Source organism: Arthrobacter sp. Hor0625 (genome assembly GCF_052567525.1).
Genome location: NZ_CP199586.1, coordinates 3,071,727 through 3,092,087 on the forward strand (window position 1 = coordinate 3,071,727; position 20,361 = coordinate 3,092,087).

21 protein-coding genes are annotated in these 20,361 nt (G+C 69.9%); 9 read left to right on the forward strand and 12 right to left on the reverse strand.

Annotated elements, in window-relative coordinates; translation table 11 throughout:
- Nucleotides 1-184 precede the first annotated feature (184 nt).
- Nucleotides 185-937 (forward strand): response regulator, encoded by a 753-nt coding sequence (locus tag ACTWLI_RS14110; RefSeq protein WP_445154409.1) that lies wholly within the window; start codon nt 185-187, stop codon nt 935-937.
- A gap of 53 nt (nt 938-990) precedes the next feature.
- On the opposite strand, the gene ACTWLI_RS14115 is transcribed toward ACTWLI_RS14110, so the two are convergent.
- Nucleotides 991-2,691: a sensor histidine kinase gene (locus ACTWLI_RS14115; RefSeq protein WP_445156196.1), complete on the reverse strand. Its 1,701-nt coding sequence runs from the start codon at nt 2,689-2,691 to the stop codon at nt 991-993.
- A 161-nt stretch (nt 2,692-2,852) separates the two neighbouring features.
- Between ACTWLI_RS14115 and ACTWLI_RS14120 the strand changes: the two genes are divergently transcribed.
- Nucleotides 2,853-3,353 carry a pyridoxamine 5'-phosphate oxidase family protein gene (locus tag ACTWLI_RS14120; protein ID WP_445154410.1) on the forward strand — a complete coding sequence of 167 codons (501 nt, stop codon included), beginning with the start codon at nt 2,853-2,855 and terminating at the stop codon, nt 3,351-3,353.
- 38 nt (nt 3,354-3,391) lie between these two features.
- On the opposite strand, the gene ACTWLI_RS14125 is transcribed toward ACTWLI_RS14120, so the two are convergent.
- The 3 genes from ACTWLI_RS14125 to ACTWLI_RS14135 are packed head-to-tail and all read right to left on the reverse strand — an operon-like array spanning nt 3,392 to nt 6,754.
- Complete coding sequence (locus ACTWLI_RS14125; RefSeq protein ID WP_445154411.1) at nt 3,392-4,243, reverse strand: transglutaminase family protein; 852 nt, start codon at nt 4,241-4,243, stop codon at nt 3,392-3,394.
- Nucleotides 4,240-5,166, reverse strand: a complete 927-nt coding sequence (locus tag ACTWLI_RS14130; RefSeq protein ID WP_056739454.1) for an alpha-E domain-containing protein — start codon at nt 5,164-5,166, stop codon at nt 4,240-4,242. The genes ACTWLI_RS14125 and ACTWLI_RS14130 overlap by 4 nt, the downstream gene beginning before the upstream one ends.
- Nucleotides 5,159-6,754 carry a circularly permuted type 2 ATP-grasp protein gene (locus ACTWLI_RS14135; protein ID WP_445154412.1) on the reverse strand — a complete coding sequence of 532 codons (1,596 nt, stop codon included), beginning with the start codon at nt 6,752-6,754 and terminating at the stop codon, nt 5,159-5,161. Before ACTWLI_RS14135 ends, ACTWLI_RS14130 begins: the two co-directional genes overlap by 8 nt.
- A 165-nt stretch (nt 6,755-6,919) precedes the next feature.
- On the opposite strand from ACTWLI_RS14135, the gene ACTWLI_RS14140 reads away from it, so the two are divergent.
- Nucleotides 6,920-7,954 carry a YeiH family protein gene (locus ACTWLI_RS14140; RefSeq protein WP_445154413.1) on the forward strand — a complete coding sequence of 345 codons (1,035 nt, stop codon included), beginning with the start codon at nt 6,920-6,922 and terminating at the stop codon, nt 7,952-7,954.
- A 68-nt stretch (nt 7,955-8,022) separates the two neighbouring features.
- Nucleotides 8,023-10,650, forward strand: coding sequence for an aminopeptidase N (gene pepN / locus ACTWLI_RS14145; RefSeq protein ID WP_445154414.1), 2,628 nt, complete (start codon nt 8,023-8,025; stop codon nt 10,648-10,650).
- Nucleotides 10,651-10,657: 7 nt separating this feature from the next.
- On the opposite strand, the gene ACTWLI_RS14150 is transcribed toward pepN, so the two are convergent.
- The 5 genes from ACTWLI_RS14150 to ACTWLI_RS14170 form a co-directional block, all read right to left on the reverse strand.
- Nucleotides 10,658-11,761: a lipoate--protein ligase family protein gene (locus ACTWLI_RS14150; RefSeq protein ID WP_445154415.1), complete on the reverse strand. Its 1,104-nt coding sequence runs from the start codon at nt 11,759-11,761 to the stop codon at nt 10,658-10,660.
- Nucleotides 11,762-11,861: 100 nt separating this feature from the next.
- A complete protein-coding gene (locus ACTWLI_RS14155) occupies nt 11,862-12,119 on the reverse strand; it encodes a type B 50S ribosomal protein L31 (protein ID WP_056739465.1) in 258 nt (85 codons plus the stop codon).
- 155 nt (nt 12,120-12,274) lie between these two features.
- Nucleotides 12,275-13,084 carry a TrmH family RNA methyltransferase gene (locus ACTWLI_RS14160; protein ID WP_445156197.1) on the reverse strand — a complete coding sequence of 270 codons (810 nt, stop codon included), beginning with the start codon at nt 13,082-13,084 and terminating at the stop codon, nt 12,275-12,277.
- Between the two features lie 8 nt (nt 13,085-13,092).
- Entirely contained in the window at nt 13,093-13,878 is a 786-nt protein-coding gene (locus tag ACTWLI_RS14165) for a sulfite exporter TauE/SafE family protein (protein ID WP_445154416.1), read from the reverse strand.
- An 18-nt stretch (nt 13,879-13,896) separates the two neighbouring features.
- The gene (locus tag ACTWLI_RS14170) at nt 13,897-14,682 is read right to left on the reverse strand and encodes an ABC transporter ATP-binding protein (RefSeq protein ID WP_445154417.1); all 786 of its coding nucleotides are present in this window, start codon (nt 14,680-14,682) and stop codon (nt 13,897-13,899) included.
- A gap of 157 nt (nt 14,683-14,839) precedes the next feature.
- On the opposite strand from ACTWLI_RS14170, the gene serB reads away from it, so the two are divergent.
- Complete coding sequence (serB, locus tag ACTWLI_RS14175; RefSeq protein WP_445154418.1) at nt 14,840-15,745, forward strand: phosphoserine phosphatase SerB; 906 nt, start codon at nt 14,840-14,842, stop codon at nt 15,743-15,745.
- A 73-nt stretch (nt 15,746-15,818) separates the two neighbouring features.
- Here serB and ACTWLI_RS14180 read toward each other — a convergent pair whose 3' ends face one another.
- Nucleotides 15,819-16,583 (reverse strand): SDR family oxidoreductase, encoded by a 765-nt coding sequence (locus ACTWLI_RS14180; protein ID WP_445154419.1) that lies wholly within the window; start codon nt 16,581-16,583, stop codon nt 15,819-15,821.
- A gap of 236 nt (nt 16,584-16,819) precedes the next feature.
- Here ACTWLI_RS14180 and ACTWLI_RS14185 point away from each other — a divergent pair, with 236 nt between their 5' ends.
- A complete protein-coding gene (locus tag ACTWLI_RS14185; protein ID WP_445154420.1) occupies nt 16,820-17,212 on the forward strand; it encodes a DUF5655 domain-containing protein in 393 nt (130 codons plus the stop codon).
- A 19-nt stretch (nt 17,213-17,231) separates the two neighbouring features.
- Here ACTWLI_RS14185 and ACTWLI_RS14190 read toward each other — a convergent pair whose 3' ends face one another.
- Together ACTWLI_RS14190 and fabG are read right to left on the reverse strand one after the other, a co-directional pair.
- Nucleotides 17,232-17,651 carry an Hsp20/alpha crystallin family protein gene (locus ACTWLI_RS14190; protein WP_445154421.1) on the reverse strand — a complete coding sequence of 140 codons (420 nt, stop codon included), beginning with the start codon at nt 17,649-17,651 and terminating at the stop codon, nt 17,232-17,234.
- A gap of 193 nt (nt 17,652-17,844) precedes the next feature.
- Nucleotides 17,845-18,570 (reverse strand): 3-oxoacyl-ACP reductase FabG, encoded by a 726-nt coding sequence (gene fabG, locus ACTWLI_RS14195; protein WP_445154422.1) that lies wholly within the window; start codon nt 18,568-18,570, stop codon nt 17,845-17,847.
- Nucleotides 18,571-18,721: 151 nt separating this feature from the next.
- Between fabG and ACTWLI_RS14200 the strand changes: the two genes are divergently transcribed.
- The 3 genes from ACTWLI_RS14200 to ACTWLI_RS14210 are packed head-to-tail and all read left to right on the forward strand — an operon-like array spanning nt 18,722 to nt 20,355.
- Complete coding sequence (locus ACTWLI_RS14200; RefSeq protein ID WP_445154423.1) at nt 18,722-19,177, forward strand: DUF3099 domain-containing protein; 456 nt, start codon at nt 18,722-18,724, stop codon at nt 19,175-19,177.
- The gene (locus ACTWLI_RS14205) at nt 19,174-19,467 is read left to right on the forward strand and encodes a hypothetical protein (protein ID WP_445154424.1); all 294 of its coding nucleotides are present in this window, start codon (nt 19,174-19,176) and stop codon (nt 19,465-19,467) included. Before ACTWLI_RS14200 ends, ACTWLI_RS14205 begins: the two co-directional genes overlap by 4 nt.
- Nucleotides 19,468-20,355, forward strand: coding sequence for an SURF1 family cytochrome oxidase biogenesis protein (locus ACTWLI_RS14210; RefSeq protein ID WP_445154425.1), 888 nt, complete (start codon nt 19,468-19,470; stop codon nt 20,353-20,355). It abuts the gene before it with no gap.
- The last annotated feature ends 6 nt before the right edge of the window (nt 20,356-20,361 follow it).

Sequence of the window (20,361 nt, forward strand, 5' to 3'; positions counted from 1 at the left end):
TGTCGCATCGCAACCGTCGCGGCCCCTCCGGGGCCACAATGGAACATACGACTTTCCGTACCGCGGAACCGGCCTCCGGTCCCGCACCAAGAAGGACGGACGCCGTCCGCCGCCGCGCTGCACCGAGAGCCGGGGGAAGCTCCGCAGCGGCTTGCGGCGGCAACGGTGTCCGGACAGGAGAATCATGATTGCCTGGGAAGACGCCGGTCTCACGGCAGAAGGCCAAGCGGCCCCGTTGCGTGTCTTTATCCTTGACGACCACGAGCTGGTCCGCCGGGGCTTGCAGGAACTGCTCGAAGGCGAAGGCTTCGTCGTTGTCGGGAGCTCCGGCTCGGCGGTGGAGGCGACCCGCCGCATTCCGGCGCTGCATCCGGACGTGTGTGTCCTGGACGCGCGGCTCCCCGACGGGACGGGCATCGAGGTGTGCCGGGACGTCCGTTCGGTGGACCCGTCGCTGAACTGCATCATCCTGACCAGCTTCGACGACGACCAGGCCCTGCGCGGGGCAGTGCTCGCCGGCGCGTCCGGCTATGTGCTTAAGGAAATCGGCGGAACCGACCTCATCGGCGCGCTCCGGAAGGCGGCGGCCGGTGAATCCCTCTTTGAGGAGGGCGTCGCCGCAGGGATCGTCGACAGCCTGGTGGAAACGGAAGAGGTCGATCCGCGGGTCGCGGCCCTGACGCCGCAGGAACGCCGGGTACTGGAGCTCGTCGGAGGCGGGCTGACGAACCGGCAGATCGCGGCCGAGATGTTCCTGGCGGAAAAGACCGTCAAGAACTACGTCTCGTCCCTGCTGGCCAAGCTCGGCTTCGAGCGCCGCACCCAGGCCGCGGTGTTCATCGCCAGCCCTGCCCTGGCCGGCCCCTCGGCCGGCGGGTCCGCCGACGGCGGCCGGCCGTATGCGGTGCACGGCGCGCCCGGCCAGGGCGGCCGCTGACACGGCGCTGCTGACGAGTCACTGACCCGCCGCCAAAGCGGCGACGTCAAGCGCTAGAGCGGCACGGACCATTCGACGCTGGTGCCTTCCTCCGGCGCCGTTGTGATAGTGCACTCGCCGTCGAGCATCCGGGCCCGGTCCTCCAGGTTGGCCAGGCCGTTGCGCTCCAGAGAGTCGTTGAACCCGGAGCCGTTGTCCGTGATGACCACGTTGACGCGGCCCTTGATCACGGCCACCGAGACGGAGATGGCGTCCGCTCCGGAGTGACGGATAGCGTTGCTGAGCCCCTCGGAGACCACCGCCACGACGTTGTCCGCCTTTTCCGGTGTGACCGCGTCGACGGGTCCGGTCAGCGTCAGCCGCGGGGTGAACGGCATGGACTTGGCGGAACTGCGGGTGACGCGCCGGATCCGGCCGCTGAGCATCTCGGGCTCGCCGCTGCTGCTGCTCTTGAGCGAGTAGATCGTGTCCCGCAGGCTGCGGATCGCCTCATCGAGTTCGCCGGTGATGTTCCGGACCCTGTCGGTGGCGAGTTCGTCCTTGGTGAACCGCGTCAGGCTCTGCACGCTCAGGCCTGCCGCGAACAGCCTCTGGATGACCAGGTCGTGCAGGTCGCGGGCAATCCGGTCGCGGTCCGTGAAGACGAGCAGTTCCTCACGGAGCCGGTGGACGCGGGCGAGTTCCAGCGCCAGCGCCACGTGCGAGCCGAAGACCGCGCCCATCTCGATGTCGGTGCGGGCGTACCGCAGCTCCTCCCGCTTCCGGGCCATCAACAGCAGGCCGTGGTGGGCCCCCTGGGTGCTCAGGGCCACCGCGAGCAGCGGGCCCAGCCCCTCGGCGCCGGCGGCTCCGAGGACCTCGGCAGGGTGCTCCAGCATCACCGGTTCGCCGCCGGCCAGCACGTCCTGCAGCCCGGGCGCGTCGAGCTCCAGTGGTGCCCCGGTGAACTCCCGGGCGCGCTCCCCCGCGGCTCCGGCGACGACATAGCCGGGGCCGTCGGGGCAGGTGGCCGCGACCAGGACCAGCCGTGAACCGGACTCCTGCAGCGCGCGCGCCGCGATGGGGTCCAAACCGCCGGCAGCGGAGTCGCGGTCGGACCCGAGCATCAGGCCGGAGACGTCCATGCAGGCTTCCAGCCAGCGGGCCCGCCGGCGGGCGTCGTCGTACAGTTTGGCGTTTTCGATCGCGACACCGGCCGCAGCGGCCAAGGCGTTGGCGAGCCCCTCGTCCTCGTCGGTGAAGTCCCCGCCGCCTTCCTTCTCGGTCAGGTACAAGTTGCCGAAGACCGTGTCCCGAACCCGGACCGGAACGCCGAGGAAGGACTGCATGGGCGGATGGTGTTCCGGGAAACCGTACGCTTCGGGGTGCTTGCTCAGGTCGTGGAGCCGCAACGGCCGGGGATCCCTGATCAGCAGGCCGAGCACGCCGTGCCCGGTCGGCAGCGGCCCAATCTGCCGGGCCAGGTCGCCGTCGATGCCGACGGTGATGAAGTGGCTCAGGGCGTGGTCGTCCCCGATCACGCCGAGGGCGCCGTAGCGGGCCTTCAGGAGCCGGCAGGCGGACTGCACGACGCGTTCGAGCACGGCATCGAGGCTGAGGTCCTCGGCAACGGCCACGACGGCCTCGAGCAGGCCTGCCATGCGTTCCTGGGACTGCAGCAATTCCCCGGCGCGGGAGACCACGTCCTTGAGCAGATCCTCGATCCGGGGACTGCCCGAACCGGTGGTTTCCGTGCTGTCACCAGGTGAATGCATCTTCATTGGCCCCAATTCTCACGCCGGACATCCACGCCGATGCCGTGAGGCCAGAATACCCCCATCCGCCGGGAACATCCCTTGGATGAAGGAACGTATATTCGGCCGTCGGGCCGTAATGCCCTAGCTTCTGCCGCGGCCGCTGTCGTAGGCTCGGCGCCATGAGCACTGATCCGAAGCCGGCCACCGGCCAATCCCACGCCGGCCAGTCCCACGAAGTCGAAAACCTGGACAGCCACGAGTGCTGGCGGCTGCTCCGCAGTGTCACGGTGGGCCGGATGGCGGTCTGGGTCGATGACCACCCGGATATCTTCCCCATCAATTACAAGGTGGACCACGGCACCCTGGTGTTCCGCACCGCGGAGGGGACCAAGCTGCAGGCCGCCACGGGTGACACCCCGGTCGCGGTCGAGGCCGACGGCGTGGATTCGGACAGCGGCATCGCCTGGAGCGTCGTCGTCAAGGGCCAGGCCGCCGCGGTGAAGAACCAGGCGGAGGTCCTGGACACGGTGGGGCTGCTGCTCTTCCCCTGGCAGGCTGGCAAGAAGGAGCATTTCGTCCGGATCACACCGGACACCATCACCGGGCGGCGGTTCAAGATCGTGCCGCCGCTGACCTGGTGGACCCCGCTGGATGACGCCACCCGCTCGGGCCTGGAGTAGCCTGCCCGGATCCGGCGGCAGCAGGGTCCCCGTGCGGCTCAGGCCAGCCGGGTGATCTCCACCGTCACGGACAGGTCCGACCCGCCGCCGCCGGACAGGATGCCTTTGAGCGGCGGCACGTCCCGGTAGTCGCGGCCCCGGGCCACGGTGACGTGGAAATCCCCGGCCGGCTTGTGGTTGGTCGGGTCCCAGCTGCGCCATTCGCCGTCCCACCATTCCAGCCACGCGTGTGACTGGCCCGCGACGGCCTCCCCCAGTTCCGCCGTCGAACGCGGGTGCAGGTAGCCGGAGACGTACCGGGCGGGGATCCCGCAGCTGCGCAGGGCCCCGATGGCCAAGTGGGCGAGGTCCTGGCAGACACCCTGGCGCTGGTTCCACGCCTGTTCGGCGTTGGTGGTGACCCCGGTGGAGCCCTTCATGTAGCTCATTTCGCCGCGCATCCACTCGAACACTGCCATGGCGGCCTCGTGCGGGTTGCGCCCGGCGACGACCCCGGGCACGATGCCGAGCACCTCCGCGCCGGGGCCGGTGAGCTGGGACTGCGGGATCCAGTCGCTGAACCGGTTCAGCGTCTCCGCCGAGGCGAGGTCCTCCCAGCCGACGATGTCGGCCTCGGCCGGGATCCGCTCCACACGGTGCACCTCGACGGTGGTGGTGGAGAGGACCTCCAGGTACTCGTGCGGCATCTGCATGTCGAAGGCCGTCACGCGGGTGCCCCAGTAGTCACGGTAGCTGCTGACCGCCGCCTGCGCCGGGGACACCTTCATCGAGGATTCCAGCACCACCTGCTGCGGGTCGGTCAGCGGCGTCATCCGCGCCTCGTTGTAGGAGAGCGTGACCCGCCGGTTGTACTTGTACGCGGTCCTGTGCGTGATGCTGAGCCGGGTCATGAAACTTCTCCCACCCAGGCCAGTTCATCTGCCTGATTGAAGTACTTACGGGAAATCGCGTCCGAGGCCTGCGAGACGGCCTTCTGTACCCGTTCCATGTGCTCGGGCAGCTCGGACATCAGGTCATCGGTGCGGTGGAACTCGAGGAAGGTCCGGGCCTGGCCCACGATCCGGCGGGCGTCGTTGATGAAGCCGACGCGCTGGGCCGAGGGGTCCAGCTTGGCGAGGCAGTCGTCGGCGTCGCGCAGGGCGTAGACGATGGAGCGCGGGAAGAGCCGGTCCAGCAGCAGGAATTCTGCCGCGTGCTGGTCGCCGAATGCGGCGCGGCGGGTGCGCAAAAAGGATTCGTATGCGCCGGCGCAGCGGAGCATGTTCACCCAGGACATGCCGGCGGAGAGCACATCCCGGGTGGAGAGCATGCGCGCGGTCATGTCGGCCCGCTCCAGGGACCGGCCCAGGACCAGGAACAGCCAGCTCTCGTCGTGGCTGACCGTGGTGTCGGCCAGGCCGCTGACCATCGCGGTGCGCTCGAGCACCCAGTTGCAGAACCGGTAGGTCCCCACGACGTCCTTGCGGTGCTGGTTCAGCCCGTAGTACGTGGTGTTCAGGCTTTCCCAGAGCCCGGAGGACACGGTCTCGCGGGCGCGGCGGGCGTTTTCCCGGGCCGCGCCGAGGGAACCGGCGATCGAGGTGGCGCTGTGCTTGTCGTAGGCCAGGGCGTGCAGCAGCTCGTCCAGGCCGAACTCCTCGGACTGCGGCCGCGCCCCCATGACGGCGAGCAGTTCCTGCGCGACGCTGCGCTGCTCCTCCATCGGCAGGTGGTTCAGCCGTTCGAGGTGGACGTCCAGGATGCGGGCGGTGCCGTCGGCCCGTTCGACGTAACGGCCAATCCAGAACAGTGACTCGGCAATACGGCTAAGCATTCGCGGCTACCTCCTGCGCGTCGGACATCTGCTGCTGTTGCTGCTCTTTCTGGCTGTCGCGCCAGTTGCTCTCGACCGGCCAGACGGAGACCCGTTCGCGCACCGCAATGGCCGGCCGCGGGATGGCCTCGACCGGCACCTGCGGGGAGTCCGCCAGCACCCAGGTGTCCTTGGAGCCGCCGCCCTGGCTGGAGTTCACGATCAGCGAGCCTTCCTTCAGCGCCACTCGGGTGAGCCCGCCGGGAAGCACCCAGACGTCGTCGCCGTCGTTCACCGCGAACGGGCGAAGGTCCACGTGCCGCGGCCCGAACTTGTCGCCGCTGAGCGTCGGCACGGTGGAGAGCTGCAGCACCGGCTGGGCGATCCAGCCGCGCGGGTCGGCGATGATCCGCTTGCGCAGGGCGTCGAGCTCGTCCCGGGACGCGTCCGGGCCGATCACCAGGCCCTTGCCGCCGGAGCCGTCCACCGGTTTGACCACCAGTTCATCGAGCCGGTCGAGCACGTGCTCGCGGGCTTCGGGCTCCTCAAGCCGGAAGGTGTCGACGTTGGCGATCACCGGCTCCTCGCCAAGGTAGTAGCGGATCAGGTCCGGCACGTAGCTGTACACCAACTTGTCGTCCGCGACGCCGTTGCCGACCGCGTTGGCGATCGTCACGCCGCCGGCGCGGGCGGCATTCACAAGCCCGGGGCAGCCCAGCATGGAGTCGGAGCGGAACTGCAGCGGGTCGAGGAACTCGTCGTCGATCCGCTTGTAGATGACGTCCACGCGCTGCTCACCGGCAGTGGTGCGCATGTACACCCGGTTGCCGCGGCAGATCAGGTCGCGGCCCTCGACCAGCTCGACGCCCATCAGGCCGGCCAGCAGGGTGTGTTCGAAGTAGGCGCTGTTGAACACGCCGGGGGTCAGGACCACCACGGTGGGGTCGTCGACGCCGGCCGGCGCGGTCTTGCGCAGCGCGGAGAGCAGCCGGCGCGGGTATTCCTCCACCGGGCGGATGAGCTGCTGGCCGAACGCCTCCGGCAGGCCCTTGGCCATGGCGCGGCGGTTCTCCAGGACGTAGCTGACGCCGGAGGGGACGCGGACGTTGTCCTCCAGGACCCGGAACGTGCCCGCAGCATCGCGCACCACGTCGATCCCGGAGATGTGCACGCGGACCCCGCCGGCCGGCTCGAAGCCGTGGACCTGGCGGTGGAAGTGCGCGCTGGTGGTGACGAGCTGCCGCGGGATGACGCCGTCCGCGACGACCGCCATCTTGTCGTAGACGTCGTTGAGGAACGCTTCGAGCGCCTTCACACGCTGGGCGACGCCGCGTTCGAGGACGCTCCATTCGTCGGCCGGGATCACGCGGGGCACGATGTCCAGCGGGAACGGCCGCTCCTCCCCCGCAAAGTCAAAGGTGACTCCGCGGTCCAGGAAGGTCCGGGCCATGGAGTCGGCGCGGGCGGTGACGTCGGCCAGCGACAGTTCGCGCAGCGCGCCGGCGACCTGGCCGTACGAGCTGCGGGCCTGCTGGCCCGGGGCGAACATCTCGTCGTAGGCGCCGCTGCGGCCGGCAGCCGCGGAGTAATCCTCGAAAAGGTCAGACATGCCCACTAGCCAACCATCTTTTCGTTACGAAATCATTTCGGTCCACGGCTGCCGCGCCGTGGACGCGGCGCGGCGGCGGGGCGCGCCGTGGTTCGCCGGTGCGTGCCGTGCCACGGGCCGTGTTGCGTGCGGCGGCTGGCGCCCTCATAGGGCAGGGTGGAAGCCGTGCCTCTTCCCCGCCCCTCTTCGCAGCCGCCGGCCGGCGGGGCTGCGCTGCGCCTCCTGCCCGGCCTGCTCGGCTGCGCCGCCGCCGTCGGTCTAGCCCTTGCCGTGCACGCGGCGCTGCCCGCCCTGCCGGCGATGACGGCCGCGGTGGTGCTGGGCCTGCTCGCCGCGAACCTTCCCGGCGCGGCCGGCTGGAGCGCCGGGCAGGGCCGTGCCGGCCTGGATTTCGCCGGGAAGCACCTGATGCGCGCGGGGATCGTGGTGCTCGGGCTCAAGGTCAGCGTGGTCGACGTGCTGGGCCTGGGCTGGCCCGCGCTGCTGCTGATCACCGCGGTGGTGCTGGCGGCGTTTGCCGGTACCTACGGGATCAGCCGGCTGTTCCGGCTGCCGCCGCCGGTGTCGCTGCTGATTGCGACCGGTTTCGCCATCTGCGGCGCCTCGGCAATCGGTGCCATGGCAGCTGTGCGCCGGATCCGGCAGCAGGACACCGTGCTTCCGATCGCCCTGGTCACCTTGTGCGGCACGCTCGCGATCGGCGCACTGCCGCTCCTGGTCGGACCGCTGGGCCTGGCGCCGGAGACCTTCGGCGCCTGGGCGGGCGCGTCGGTGCACGACGTCGGCCAGGTCGTGGCCACCGCCCAGACCGCGGGCGCCTCCGCGCTCGCCGTCGCCGTGATCGTCAAGCTCACCCGCGTGCTGCTGCTCGCCCCGATGGTCGCCGCCGCCGGCCTGCACCACCGCAGGGGCGCCGACGGCGGAGGGCAGCGGCCTCCCCTGGTCCCGCTGTTCGTCCTGGGCTTCATCGCCCTGGCCGCGCTGCGGTCCACCGGCTGGCTCGCCCCGGAGGTGCTCGCGGCGGCCGCCGTCGTGCAGGATGGCCTGCTTGGCATGGCACTGTTCGGCCTCGGCTCGGCCGTGCGCGTCAGGCAGTTGCTGCACACGGGCACGCCCGCCCTGCTGGCTGCCCTGGCGTCGTGGCTGTTGATCGCCGCGCTGGGGCTCGGCGCCGCCGTCGTGCTCATCCCCGCCGGCTGACGGAGTTCACCGCTGCCCGGAGTTCGCCGCTACCCGGCCCGCGGGGCCGACCGTGATTAGATAGCGGGGTGTCGAACCAGAACCTCAGCCGCGACGAAGCGGCGGCCCGCTCAGCCCTGATCAGCACCCACAGCTACGACGTCTGGCTGGATGTCCGCCAGGCGGAGGACCCGGCCGAGACGGGTTACCCCAGCCGGACCACCATCACCTTCTCCGCCCGGGAACCGGGCGCCGGGACGTTCCTGGACTTCATCGGCGGCGCGGTGCAGGCTGTCACCCTCAACGGCCGGGAACTCGCGGTCAGCGAGGTCGTGGACGGCTCCCGGATCCGGCTGGATGACCTGCAGGCGGACAACCAGGTCACGGTCACCGGCACGGCCCTGTACAGCACCTCCGGCGAGGGCATGCACCGGTTCTTCGACCCGGCCGACGGGCAGTGCTACCTCTACACCCAGTACGAACCGGCCGACGCGCGGCGGGTGTTCGCCAACTTCGAACAGCCCGACCTCAAAGCCGAATTCACCTTCCACGTGACTGCCCCCTCCGGGTGGGCGGTGTCCTCGAACGGCGCCGAAACGCAGCGGACCCCGCTGCCCGGTGACCCGGCTGCCAGCCGCTGGGATTTCGCACCGACCCGGCCGATGTCGACCTACATCACCACCGTCCTCGCCGGCCCCTACTTCAAGGCCGAGGACACCTGGCACGGGACGCTCGCGGACGGCACCGCACTGGAGGTGCCGCTCGCGCTGTACTGCCGCGCGTCGATGGCGCCGTCCTTTGACCCGGACGAGCTCTTCCGGCTGACCCGGAACGGGCTGGACTTCTTCAACGGCCTCTTCGACTACCCCTACCCCTGGGGCAAGTACGAGCAGGCCTTCGTCCCCGAGTACAACCTCGGCGCCATGGAGAACCCCGGACTGGTGACGTTCACCGAGAGTTACGTCTTCACCTCCCGGGCCGCTGACTCGCAGTACCAGGGCCGGGCCAACACGCTGCTGCACGAGATGGCGCACATGTGGTTCGGCGACCTGGTCACGATGCGGTGGTGGGACGACCTGTGGCTCAAGGAATCCTTCGCGGACTACATGGGCACCCTGGGCGTGGACCGCACCACGGACTGGGACACCGCCTGGGTCAACTTCGCCAACAACCGCAAAGCCTGGGCCTACGTCCAGGACCAGCTGCCCACCACGCACCCCATCGTCGCGGACATCCCGGACCTCGAGGCCGCGAAGCAGAACTTCGACGGGATCACCTACGCCAAGGGCGCCTCGGTGCTCAAGCAGCTGGTCGCCTACGTGGGCTTTGACGCCTTCATCGCCGGTTCACGCCAATACTTCCGCGACCACGCCTACGGCAACACCACCCTCGCGGACCTGCTGGCCGCGCTCAGCACCGCCTCCGGCCGGGACCTCGGCGCCTGGGCCCGGCAGTGGCTGCAGACCTCCGGCATTTCAACGCTGACCGCCGAGATCGACGACGCCGGCGGGGTCATGGGCTCCGTGGCGATCACCCAGCAGGCGGAAGACCCCGCCACCGGCCGGCAGGAACCGCGCCCGCACCGGCTGCGGATCGGCCTCTACAACCCGGACGCGGCCGGCGCCCTGGTCCGCACCGACAGCGTCGAAACCGACGTCGACGGCGGCCGCACCCTAGTCTCCGCCCTCACCGGTAAGGCCCGGCCGGCGCTGCTGCTGGTCAACGACGAGGACCTCAGCTACGCCAAGGTCCGGCTGGACCCGCAGTCCGAAGCCACGGTGCGCAGCTCGCTCGGCGCGATCAGCGACCCGATGGCCCGGGCGCTGTGCTGGACCGCGCTGTGGGACGCGGCCCGCGACGCGGCCGCCCCGGCTGAGCGCTACGTCGAGGCCGTGCAACGCTTCGCCCCCGCCGAACCCGGCATCGGGGTCCTGCTGGCCGTGCTCGGGAACGCTTCGACGGCCATTGAACGCTACGTTCCGGCCCGCCGCCGCGGCGCGGTCCGGCACGCGTTCCTGGCCACCGCCGCAGAGCAACTGGCCGCCGCGGTCCCCGGCTCGGACCAGCAGCTGGCCTGGGCCAGGACCCTGGCCGCCACCAGCCGTTTCGACGCCGGCGAACTGGACCTGCTTCGCGGCCTGCTGGACGGCAGCACCGTCATCGAGGGACTGACCGTCGACGCCGAACTGCGCTGGAACTTCTGGCACGCGCTGGCAGCCCACGGCCAGGCCGGGCCCGAGCAGCTGGAGGCCGAACTGGCCCGCGACAACACCGCGTCCGGGAAATCCGGCCACGCCACGGCCCTTGCGGCGCGGCCGGACCCGCCCGTCAAAGACGCCGCCTGGGACGCCGCCGTGCACGGCACGGCGTTGTCCAACCAGCTGCTCAGCGCCACCATCGCCGGCTTCACCACCGCCCCGGCATCCCTGCTGGCGGGCTATGTGGAACCGTACTTCGAGTGCCTGGAGCGGGTCTGGGCCACCCGCAGCATCGAGATTGCCAGCAGGATCGTCCGCGGCCTCTTCCCGGCCGGACAGGACCTCGACGGCGGCTCCCCGGCCGAGCACCCGGTGCTGGTGAGGACGGACGCATGGCTGGCCGGACACCAGGACGCGCCGCGGGCCCTGCGCCGGATCATCGTCGAACAGCGCAGCCAGCTGCTCCGGGCGCTGACGGCCCAGGCCGCGGGCCAGGAACCGTCATCGGCTGCTCCGTAACGGGGCATTACGGGACCCGGTGCAGCCACTCCGGGGTGCCGAACTTGGATTCCACCCGGTGGCGGGCGGCGTCCAGTTCGGCGTCGGTGAGCTCGGCCGGCGTCGCGCCGTAGCGTTCGCTGAAGACCTCCATCATGGCCGCGACGATTTCGGCACGGGCCAGCCCGGTCTGCCGGCGCAGCGGGTCGACGCGCTTCTTGGCGCTCGTGGTGCCCTTGTCGGACAGCTTCTCCTTGCCGATCCGCAGCACCTCGACCATCTTGTCGGCGTCGATGTCATAGCTCATCGTGACGTGGTGCAGCATGCCGCCGTTGGCGAGCCGCTTCTGTGCGGCGCCGCCGATCTTGCCGTGCTCGGTGGCGATGTCGTTCAGCGGCACGTAGTAGGCGCTGATGCCGACCTTTTCCAGTGCGGCCATGACCCAGGAGTCCAGGAACCCGTAGGAGTCCGCGAAGCTGATGCCGTCCACGAGCGTCTGCGGCAGATACAGCGAGTACGTGATGCAGTTGCCCGCCTCCATGAACATGGCTCCCCCGCCGCTGATCCTCCGGACAACGCTGATCCCGTGCCGGCTGACCCCCTCGGGGTGGACCTCGTTGCGGACGGACTGGAAGCTGCCGATCACCACGGACGGCTCCTCCCAGTCCCAGAAGCGCAGCGCCGGGTTGCGGCGGCCGGCGCCGACTTCCTCGGTGAGGACCTCGTCGAGGGCGACGTTCACGTGCGTGGGCAGGACCGTGGGGCCGATGATGTCCCAGCGGTGGTCGCCCCAGCCGGTGGCCTTGGCCAGGGCACGGCGAACCGCGATGGCGACCGCGTCGGCGGAGAATCCGAACAGGACGGCGTCTGCCGGCAGGGCCGCCGTGACGGCCGCGGCGAGGTCGGCCGCGCCGGTGTCGGCGGGGAGTCCGGTGAGGCTCCGGTTGATTTCGGGCAGCGCCTCATCCGGCTCGAGGAAGAAGTCGCCGCTGATCGAGACGTGGGCCAGGACGCCGTCGACGACGTCAAGGTCGGCCACGACCAGCTTGCCGCCGGGCACCTTGTACTCGCCGTGGCGGCGGCCGCCGTCGTCCTCGGTCGTGGCGGCGTCGGAGGCGGGAGAGGAAGTCATACCCTCCATCCTGCCACGCCGGGACGCCCTCCTGCCGGGACGCAAAAAGCCCGCACCGTTTCCGGTGCGGGCTTTCCACAAGACCTTGGGAAGAAGAAGCTTACTTCTTGCCGCCGAAGCCCTTGAAGCGAGCGTTGAAGCGCTCGACGCGGCCTGCGGAGTCCATGATGCGCTGCTTGCCCGTGTAGAACGGGTGGGACTCGGAGGAGATTTCGACGTCGATGACCGGGTAGGTGTTTCCGTCTTCCCACTCGATGGTCTTCGAGGAAGACACGGTGGACTTGGTCAGGAACTTGACGCCGGAAGCCAGGTCGTTGAAAACAACAGCTTCGTACTTCGGGTGGATATCAGACTGCATAATTGGACCTTTGTTCGCGCAACTGGATTTTGCCAGCTGCCAGGTATGAGTGGGAGTGGGCGTCCGGCGCCGGAAAACGCTGAACAGCCAGCTACCAATGATAGCCCAGATCCGCGGCTCCGACGAACCGGCCGGACCGGGGTGGGCGGCCGCGTTCAGCCGCGGTGGCGCAGTTCCCAGAAGGCGACGGCGGAGGCCGCGGCGACGTTGAGCGAGTCGACGCCGGGGCGCATGGGGATCTTCACGGCGAGGTCGACGGCGGCCAGGGTGGCCTCGCTCATTCCCGCGCCCTCGGTGCCCAGCACCAGCGCCAGCCGCTCCGGGTTCCGGGCCGCGAGGTCATCGACGTCGACGGCGTCGGGCGTCAGCTCCATGGCGGCGACGAGGAAGCCGTGGTCCTTCAGCACCGCCAGGTTCCCCGGCCATTCATCAAGCCTGGCCCACGGGACCTGGAAGACCGTTCCCATGCTGACGCGGACGCTGCGCCGGTACAGCGGGTCACCGCAGCGCGGGGAGATGAGCACGGCGTCGAGCCCCAGGGCCGCGGCGGAGCGGAAGATCGCGCCGACGTTGGTGTGGTCGACGATGTCTTCGAGGACGGCAATCCGGCGGGCCCCGGCGAGCAGTTCGGGCAGCGGCACCGGCGCCGGGCGGTGCATGGCGGCCATCGCGCCGCGGTGCAGGTGGAAGCCGGTGATCTGTTCCAGGAGTTCGGCGGAGCCGATGTAGGCCGGCATGTCCGGGTAGGCCTCGAAGACGTCGGCGAGGTCCTCGCGCCACTTCTCGGCGAGGAAGAAGGACCGCGGCCGGTGGCCAGCGGCGAGGGCGCGGCGCAGGACGCGGGAGGATTCGGCGATGTACATGCCCTCGGCGGGTTCGCGGAGTTTGCGCAGGTGCACGTCGGTCAGCTGCGTGTAATCCGCGACCCGGGGATCGTCGGCGGAGTTCAGGTAGTGGAAGTTCACGGGCGCGGTCAATTCAGCAGTTTGGCGATCATGAAGCCCAGCGCCACGACGCCGAGGGTGAAGATGACCCCGCGCAGCACCGGCGGGGACAGCCGCCGGCCCACCTTTGAGCCGATGAAGCCGCCGATCAGGGAGCTGACCGCGATCAGGCCGACCGCGGTCCAGCTGATCCGGTCGAAGGCGAACAAGAGGTAGGACGCGGCGGCGACGACGTTCACGCCGAGGACCAGGATGTTTTTCATGGCGTTGGCATTCTGCATGGTGCCCGCCATGAACACGCCCAGGATGCCGACCAGCAGGATGCCCTGGGCCGCAACGAAGTAACCGCCGTACACGCCCGCGAGGTAGACGAGGACCACCAGCAGGACCGAGTGCCGCTTGTCGCGGAGCGCGTTCGCAGGGTTCTCTTCCCTGGTCTGGACCCAGCGCTGGAGCCTCGGCTGGAACACCACCATCAGGAGCGCGACGACGATCAGGGCGGGGGCCGCGTAATGGAAGACGGCCTCGGGAAGGTGCAGCAGCAGGTAGGCGCCGGTGATGCCGCCGGCGAGGGACGCCGGGAGCAGGCGCAGCAGTTGCCTCCCCCGCCCCGCGAGCTCCTTGCGGTACCCCCAGGCGCCGGCGGCGTTGCCCGCGACCAGGCCCATGGCGTTGCTGATCGAGGCGGTGACCGGCGCAAAGCCCAGCGCGATGAGCACCGGGAAGGTCACCAGGGTGCCCGAGCCGACCACGCTGTTGATGGTGCCGGCCCAGAGCCCGGCGAAGAAGATGAAGATGCTGCTGAGGAACTCCACGTGCTGTGCGCGGCCCCGTTAGCGGCGGGCGGTGGCGGTGTACCGGCCGCCGGTGACGGTCACGTCCAGGTCCACGCCGAAGGTCTCGCTGAGGTTCCCGGCGGTGAGCACATCCCCGATCGGGCCGGAGGCGACGATGCCGCCGTCGCGCATCAGCAGGGCGTGGGTGAATCCGGGCGGCACCTCCTCCAGGTGGTGCGTGACCAGGACGATCGCCGGTGCGGCCTCGTCCCGGGCCAGCCCGCTGAGCCGGTGCACGAGGTCCTCGCGGCCGCCCAGGTCCAGGCCGGCGGCGGGCTCGTCGAGGAGCAGCAGTTCGGGGTCCGTCATGAGGGCGCGGGCGATCTGCACGCGTTTGCGCTCCCCTTCGGACAGGGACGCGAAGGGACGGTTGAGCAGCGGGCCCATTCCCCACTCGTTCAGCAGGGCGAAGGCGCGGCGCTCGTCGTCCTTCTCGTAGCCTTCGCGCCAGCGCCCGGTCACGCCGTAGGCGGCGGTCACGACGACGTTGAGGACCGTCTCGTGCCCGGGGATCTGGTTGGCCAGGGCGGCCGAGGACAGGCCGATCCGGGGGCGGAGTTCGAAGACGTCGACGGCGCCGAGGACTTCTTCCAGGATGCCCGCCATGCCGCTGGTCGGGTGGAGCCGCGCGCCGGCGACCTGGAGCAGAGTGGTCTTGCCGGCACCGTTGGGTCCCAGGATGACCCAGCGCTCGCCCTCCTTGACCTGCCAGTCGACCTTGTCCAGGAGCGTCTTCGCCCCACGCACAACGCTGACGGCGGCCAATTCAAGAACTTCACTCATAGGAGTAGACACTAGGACAAAAAAGCGGGCTACTGATAACCGGCAGCGGCGGCCCGGCCGGGGGCGTCACCGGGCGCGTCACCGGGGCCCGCGCCCGGGCGTCACCGGACCGAAACGAATTCAGGGGCGCGCCGGGCCGATCGCTAGGATTGAAGCCATGAGTTCGAACGTGACCGCGGTCAGCTACGGCGTCCATTTGTCCCCCTCCGACGTGCAGCAGCTCCACCGCGCCCTGGCCTCGGCGGGCCTGACCGTGGGAGCGGAGGCCCGCTCCGGCGACGGACGCTTCGAGGTCCACACGATCGAGTGCACGGCCCCGGAACCTCTGACCGAAGCGGGCCTGGCGGAGGTCCGCCGCGCGGTCACCGGCGCGGGCACGGCCGCCGGCACCGGCGCGGGAACCGCCGTCGTGCCCGCAGCCCTCCGGCAGGCTCCGCGGAAACTGCTGATCATGGACGTGGACTCCACCCTGATCCGGCAGGAAGTCATTGAACTGCTCGCCGCCTATGCCGGCAAGCGGGAGGAAGTGACGGCGGTGACCGAGGCGGCCATGCGCGGGGAACTGGACTTCGCGCAGAGCCTGCACGCCCGGGTCGCGGTGCTCGCCGGGCTGCCGGCCGACGTCGTCGACTCCGTCCGCGCCGAGGTGGAGCTGAGCGACGGCGCCGAGGCCCTGGTGGCGGCGTTCAAGGCGGCGGGCCACGCCGTCGCCGTCGTGTCGGGCGGGTTCAACCAGATCCTGCGCCCGATTGCCGAGGGGCTGGGCCTGGACTACTGGATCGCGAACGAGTTGGAGATCGTCGACGGGGCTCTGACCGGGCGGGTGCTCGGCGACGTCGTGGACCGCGCCGCGAAGGAAAAGTACCTGCGCGAGTGGGCCGCGGCCGAGGGCATCCCGATGGAACACACCATCGCGGTGGGCGACGGCGCCAACGACCTGGACATGCTTGGCGCTGCCGGCATCGGGGTGGCCTTCAACGCCAAGCCGGCCGTCCGCGCCGCGGCGGACGCTGCCGTGGACATGCCGTACCTGGACGCCGTCCGCCACATTGCAGGCGTCTGAGCCTTAACGCGAGATGACACCCGGCTGCAGTGTCCTTCAGGAGCGCTGCCGCCAGGTGTCATCCCGGTAGCGGCTAGTTGGTGCCCGCGCCGTCCGCCTTGTCGAAGTAGTCGGCGCCGCCGACGTACTCGGTGTGGCCGGTCTCGACGTCGGCCGTGGCCATCTTGGCAACCTCGGCGGCGAATTCCTTTACCGAGTAGAGCTTGCCGGCCTCGGCGCGGCGGGCCTCGATCGCGCCCGGGTTGGAGCGGTCCAGCAGCGTGGCGGTGACCGTGCCTTCGATCATGTCGCCGGAGACGACCACCAGCGAGATGCCCTTCTCGTCCAGGGCAGGGATGAGGTCGCGGAGTGCGTCCTCGCCGGCGCGCTTGCTGCGGGCGACCGGTTCGTACTCGGGCATGGTGGGCACGGTCTCGATGAAGTGGGCCTGGTGGCTGGTCACGAAGACCACCCGGGACCCCTCTGCCATCAGGGGCACAGCCGCGTTGAGCATGTTGACCTGCGCGTCACGGTTGAGCTTGAGCGCGTAGCCCTCCTCCATGCCGGATTCCATGCCGCCGGAGGCGTTCAGGACCAGCAGGTCCAGGGAGCCGAAGTTCTCCATCGCGGCGCTGGCCAGGGCCTGCACGCCTTCCTGCGTGGTCAGGTCCGCGCCCACGGCTGCGGCGCGGCCGCCCGCGGCTTCGATCTCGGCGACAACCTTATTGGCCCGGGGTGCCTTCTGGCGGTAGTTCACGACGACGGCGGCACCCTCCGCGGCGAGGAATTTGGCAACCTCGGCGCCGATGCCACGCGATGAACCGGTAACGATCGCGGTCTTGTTCTCCAGCAGTCCCATACGAGCTCCTTTGTTCCAAACATCCAAATACGTGGGGTCTGCTGTCCATCATGCCAGCGTCCCCGGGCAAACCGTTTGTACCGGATCCACAAAGAAGACGGACCCGGCTAGTTCAGGCCGGGGTTCCGTTGGACATGCCCGTCGCGCAGGGAAGCAGCCGGGTCCACCGCGGCGCCCTCGCGGCGAGTGGGGTACCGGGCCTGTCCCGGCTCCGGGTGGCGGCGTAGGATCCGGGCATGGCAGGGCGAGGTACCGATTCCACGCCGGAGGCAGTCTTCAGCGGGTCCCCGCGCGGACTGGATCTCTTCCGGGCGGTGGAGCGGCTGCTGGAAACGCAGGGCCCGGCGGCGGCGCCCGGCCCTCTACACGTCCGGGCGACCACGAGCCAGGTCGCTTTCCGCGCCCGCCGCGGCTTTGCCTACGTCTGGTGGCCGGGGCGCTACGTGCGGTCGACAGTTCCGGCCGCGCTTTCGATCGCGCTCCACGAGCGGCTCTCCTCGCCCCGGTTCAAGTCCGTGGTGCGGGTCTCCCCCAGCCTGTGGATGCACCACCTGGAGCTGCGTTCCGAGGAGGATCTCGACGCCGAGGTCGCGGACTGGCTGCGGCGGGCCCGGGACGAGGCAAGCTGAGCGCCCGGGCCCGGCCGGATCAGCTGCGGTCGATCCGGATCTTCTTTGCCGTCTCGGCCGGGGCCGCGACGGGGGCCGGGGCCCGCACTTCGAGCACGCCGTCCTTGTAGCTGGCGGTGATGTCTTCTTCCCGGGCACCGGCGGGCAGCGCGATGCTGCGCACGAACGAGCCGTACCGGAATTCCGAGCGGTAGCCGGTCTTGCTCTTGTGTTCGGTCTTCTCTTCCCGTTCGGCCTTGATGTGCAGCATGCCGTCACTGACCGAGACGTCGACGTCCTTGTCCGGGTCGATGCCGGGGACCTCCGCCCGCACCACCAGCGTGTTGCCGTCCTGGAACTGTTCGACCTTGATGCTGGACGCCATCGTCAGGTCGCCGTCGAGGAACCGGCGGACCGGCTCGAGCATGTCCGAGGGCGTCCACTTGCTGAGATCAGTCATGATTTGTCCTCCTGGGTCCATGCCCCGCCCAGGCATGGTCGGGGGCTGTACCCCCATTACACGCCCGGCCCGCGGCGGCGCCAAGGACCAAAGGCCCCGCCTGGGCGCGGGCCGGAGGCGCGAAAACGACGGCGGCGCCGTGACGGACGCCGTGCGCCGCACGGCACCTGCCGCCGCCGTCGGAAAAGCGCCCCTAGTGCCCCATGCCGAGGCCGCCGTCGACCGGGATGACGGCGCCGGAAATGTAGGCGGCCTCGTCGCTGGCGATCCAGCGCACGACGCCGGCAACCTCTGACGCTTCGGCGAACCGGCCCGCCGGCACCTTCGACAGGTAGTCCTGCTGGGTGGCCTCCGGGAGCTCGGCCGTCATGTCGGTGTTGATGAATCCCGGAGCCACGACGTTCGCGGTGATGCCGCGGCCGCCGAGTTCGCGGGTGAGGGAACGGGCAATACCGACAAGGCCGGCCTTGGACGCGGAGTAGTTGATCTGGCCGGGCGCCCCGTAGAGGCCGGAGACCGAGGAGATCAGGACTACGCGGCCCTTGCGGGCGCGGATCATGCCCTTCGAGGCGCGCTTGATGACACGGAACGCGCCGGTGAGGTTGGTGTCGATCACGGAGGTGAAGTCGCCCTCGCTCATCCGCAGCAGCAGCGTGTCCTTGGTGATACCGGCGTTGGCGACGAGAACCTCGACGGGGCCGTGCGCCGCCTCCACCTCGGCGAACGCCGCGTCCACGGAGGCCTCGTCCGTGACGTCGGCCTTGACGCCCAGGATCCCGTCCGGCAGCGCCGTTGCGCTGCGGTACGTGACGGCCACCTTGTCCCCGTTGGCGAGGAAGGCCTCGGCGATGGCGAGGCCGATGCCCCGGTTGCCGCCGGTGATCAGGACACTGCGGCCGGTCGCGGTTGCTTCAGACATGGTGGACTCCGGTTTCTGCGGCGCACTGGTACCGCGGTGGGTGGGCTGGATTTTCCTGCCTCCGATCTTAGCCGCAGGCGCGGCGGGCCTCCTTGCGGGGCGTGCCCTATTTGGGGCCCTCCGCCGATGGTGAGAGAATTAAGGGAAGCCTATGGAGCGTGATCTGACAGCCGTGACAAACAAGACCCGACCCGGTGAGCGGACTCCCGGGGAGAACTCCGGCGACGCCGAGGTCCACAGCATCACTGACGCCGCTGCCGCGCATTCGGAAGAAATGCGCCAGCGCATGATCAAGTACGCCGTGGCCATGGGGATCCGTATGGTCTGCCTCGTGCTCGTGTTCGTGGTGGACGGCTGGTTCAAGGTACTGCCGGTGATCGGTGCGGTCTTCCTGCCCTGGGTCGCGGTGGTGATCGCCAACGGCAGCGACCACGCCGAAGTGCACAGCGAATCCCTGATCGATTACGTCCCGCTGGCCGAACTGGAAGCCCCGGCAGGCACGCCGGGCACCGGCCCGCAGGCAGCGCCGCAGGAGGATCCCTCCTCCACGCTGTTGCAGGGCGAAGTGATTGACGACGACGAGGACCACGGACGGGCTGCTTCATGAACCTTCTTGACCTGGCCGGCACCGCCGGGGAGCCCGCCGCCGCCATGTGCTCGCGCAAGGCGTGCCGCGCCGACGCCGCCTGGCAGCTGCTGTGGAACAACCCCCGCATCCACACCCCCGAGCGCCGCAAGGTCTGGCTGGCCTGCCCGGAACACCGCGACTGGCTGGAGGACTACCTCCAGACCCGCGGGCTCTGGAAGGAGACGGTCGCCCTCGAGACGGAATCCTCCGACACCGGCGGGGATGCGGCGCGCGCGGAGACAGCCGCGGATCGCGGCGGGGCGCGCTGAATGTACCGCTTTCTCTTCTCCAGCAAATGGCTGGGCTACCTGTTGCTGGCCGCGATTTTCGCCACCGCCTGCGTCTTCCTGGGCCGCTGGCAGATGGACCGCCGGGCCGAAACCCTGGCAGAGATCAACCGCGTGGTCTCGAACTACTCGGCCACGCCGATCCCCTTCGCCGACGCCCGGGACCAGTTCGTCCGGCTCGATCCCGAGCGTGAATGGACCCAGGTGGAACTGCGGGGCAGCTACGACACCGCAGGCCAGCGGATCGTGCGCAACCGGCCCCTGAACGGGCAGCCCGGCTACGAGGTGGTGGTTCCGTTCAAACTGGAATCCGGCGAGACGGTCGTCATCGACCGCGGCTGGCTGCCCATCGGCAACAAAACCCCCGGCAGACCGGACTCGGTGCCGGCGCCCCCGGCCGGAAAGGTCACCGTGGTGGCCCGGCTCAAACACACCGAACCCGAACTGAACCGCGGCGCCCCGGACGGCCAGCTGGCGTCCATTGACCTGGCCGCCTACTCGGCCCAGCTCGGCTACCCGCTGCTCACCGGCGCCTATGGCCAGCTGGCCTCCGAGACGCCGCCGGCGGCGGACATGCCGATCGGGTTCCCCAAGCCGTCCACCGAGGAAGGCACGCACCTGTCCTACTCGCTGCAGTGGTTCGCCTTCGGTGTGCTGATGTTCGTCGGCTTCGGCTACGCGGCGCGGCAGCAGGCGCGCAATGCGGCCATCGACGCCGAGGACGAGGCGGCCGCCGCAGACGGCGGGACCGGGCCGTACCTGCACGACGGCAGCAACGCCGCGCCCCGCCGTCGTCCGCCGCCCCGCCAGGGCAGGAAGGCGACGGCGGAGGAAGAGGAAGACGCCATCCTTGATGCCCAAGGGTTCTAGGCAGAG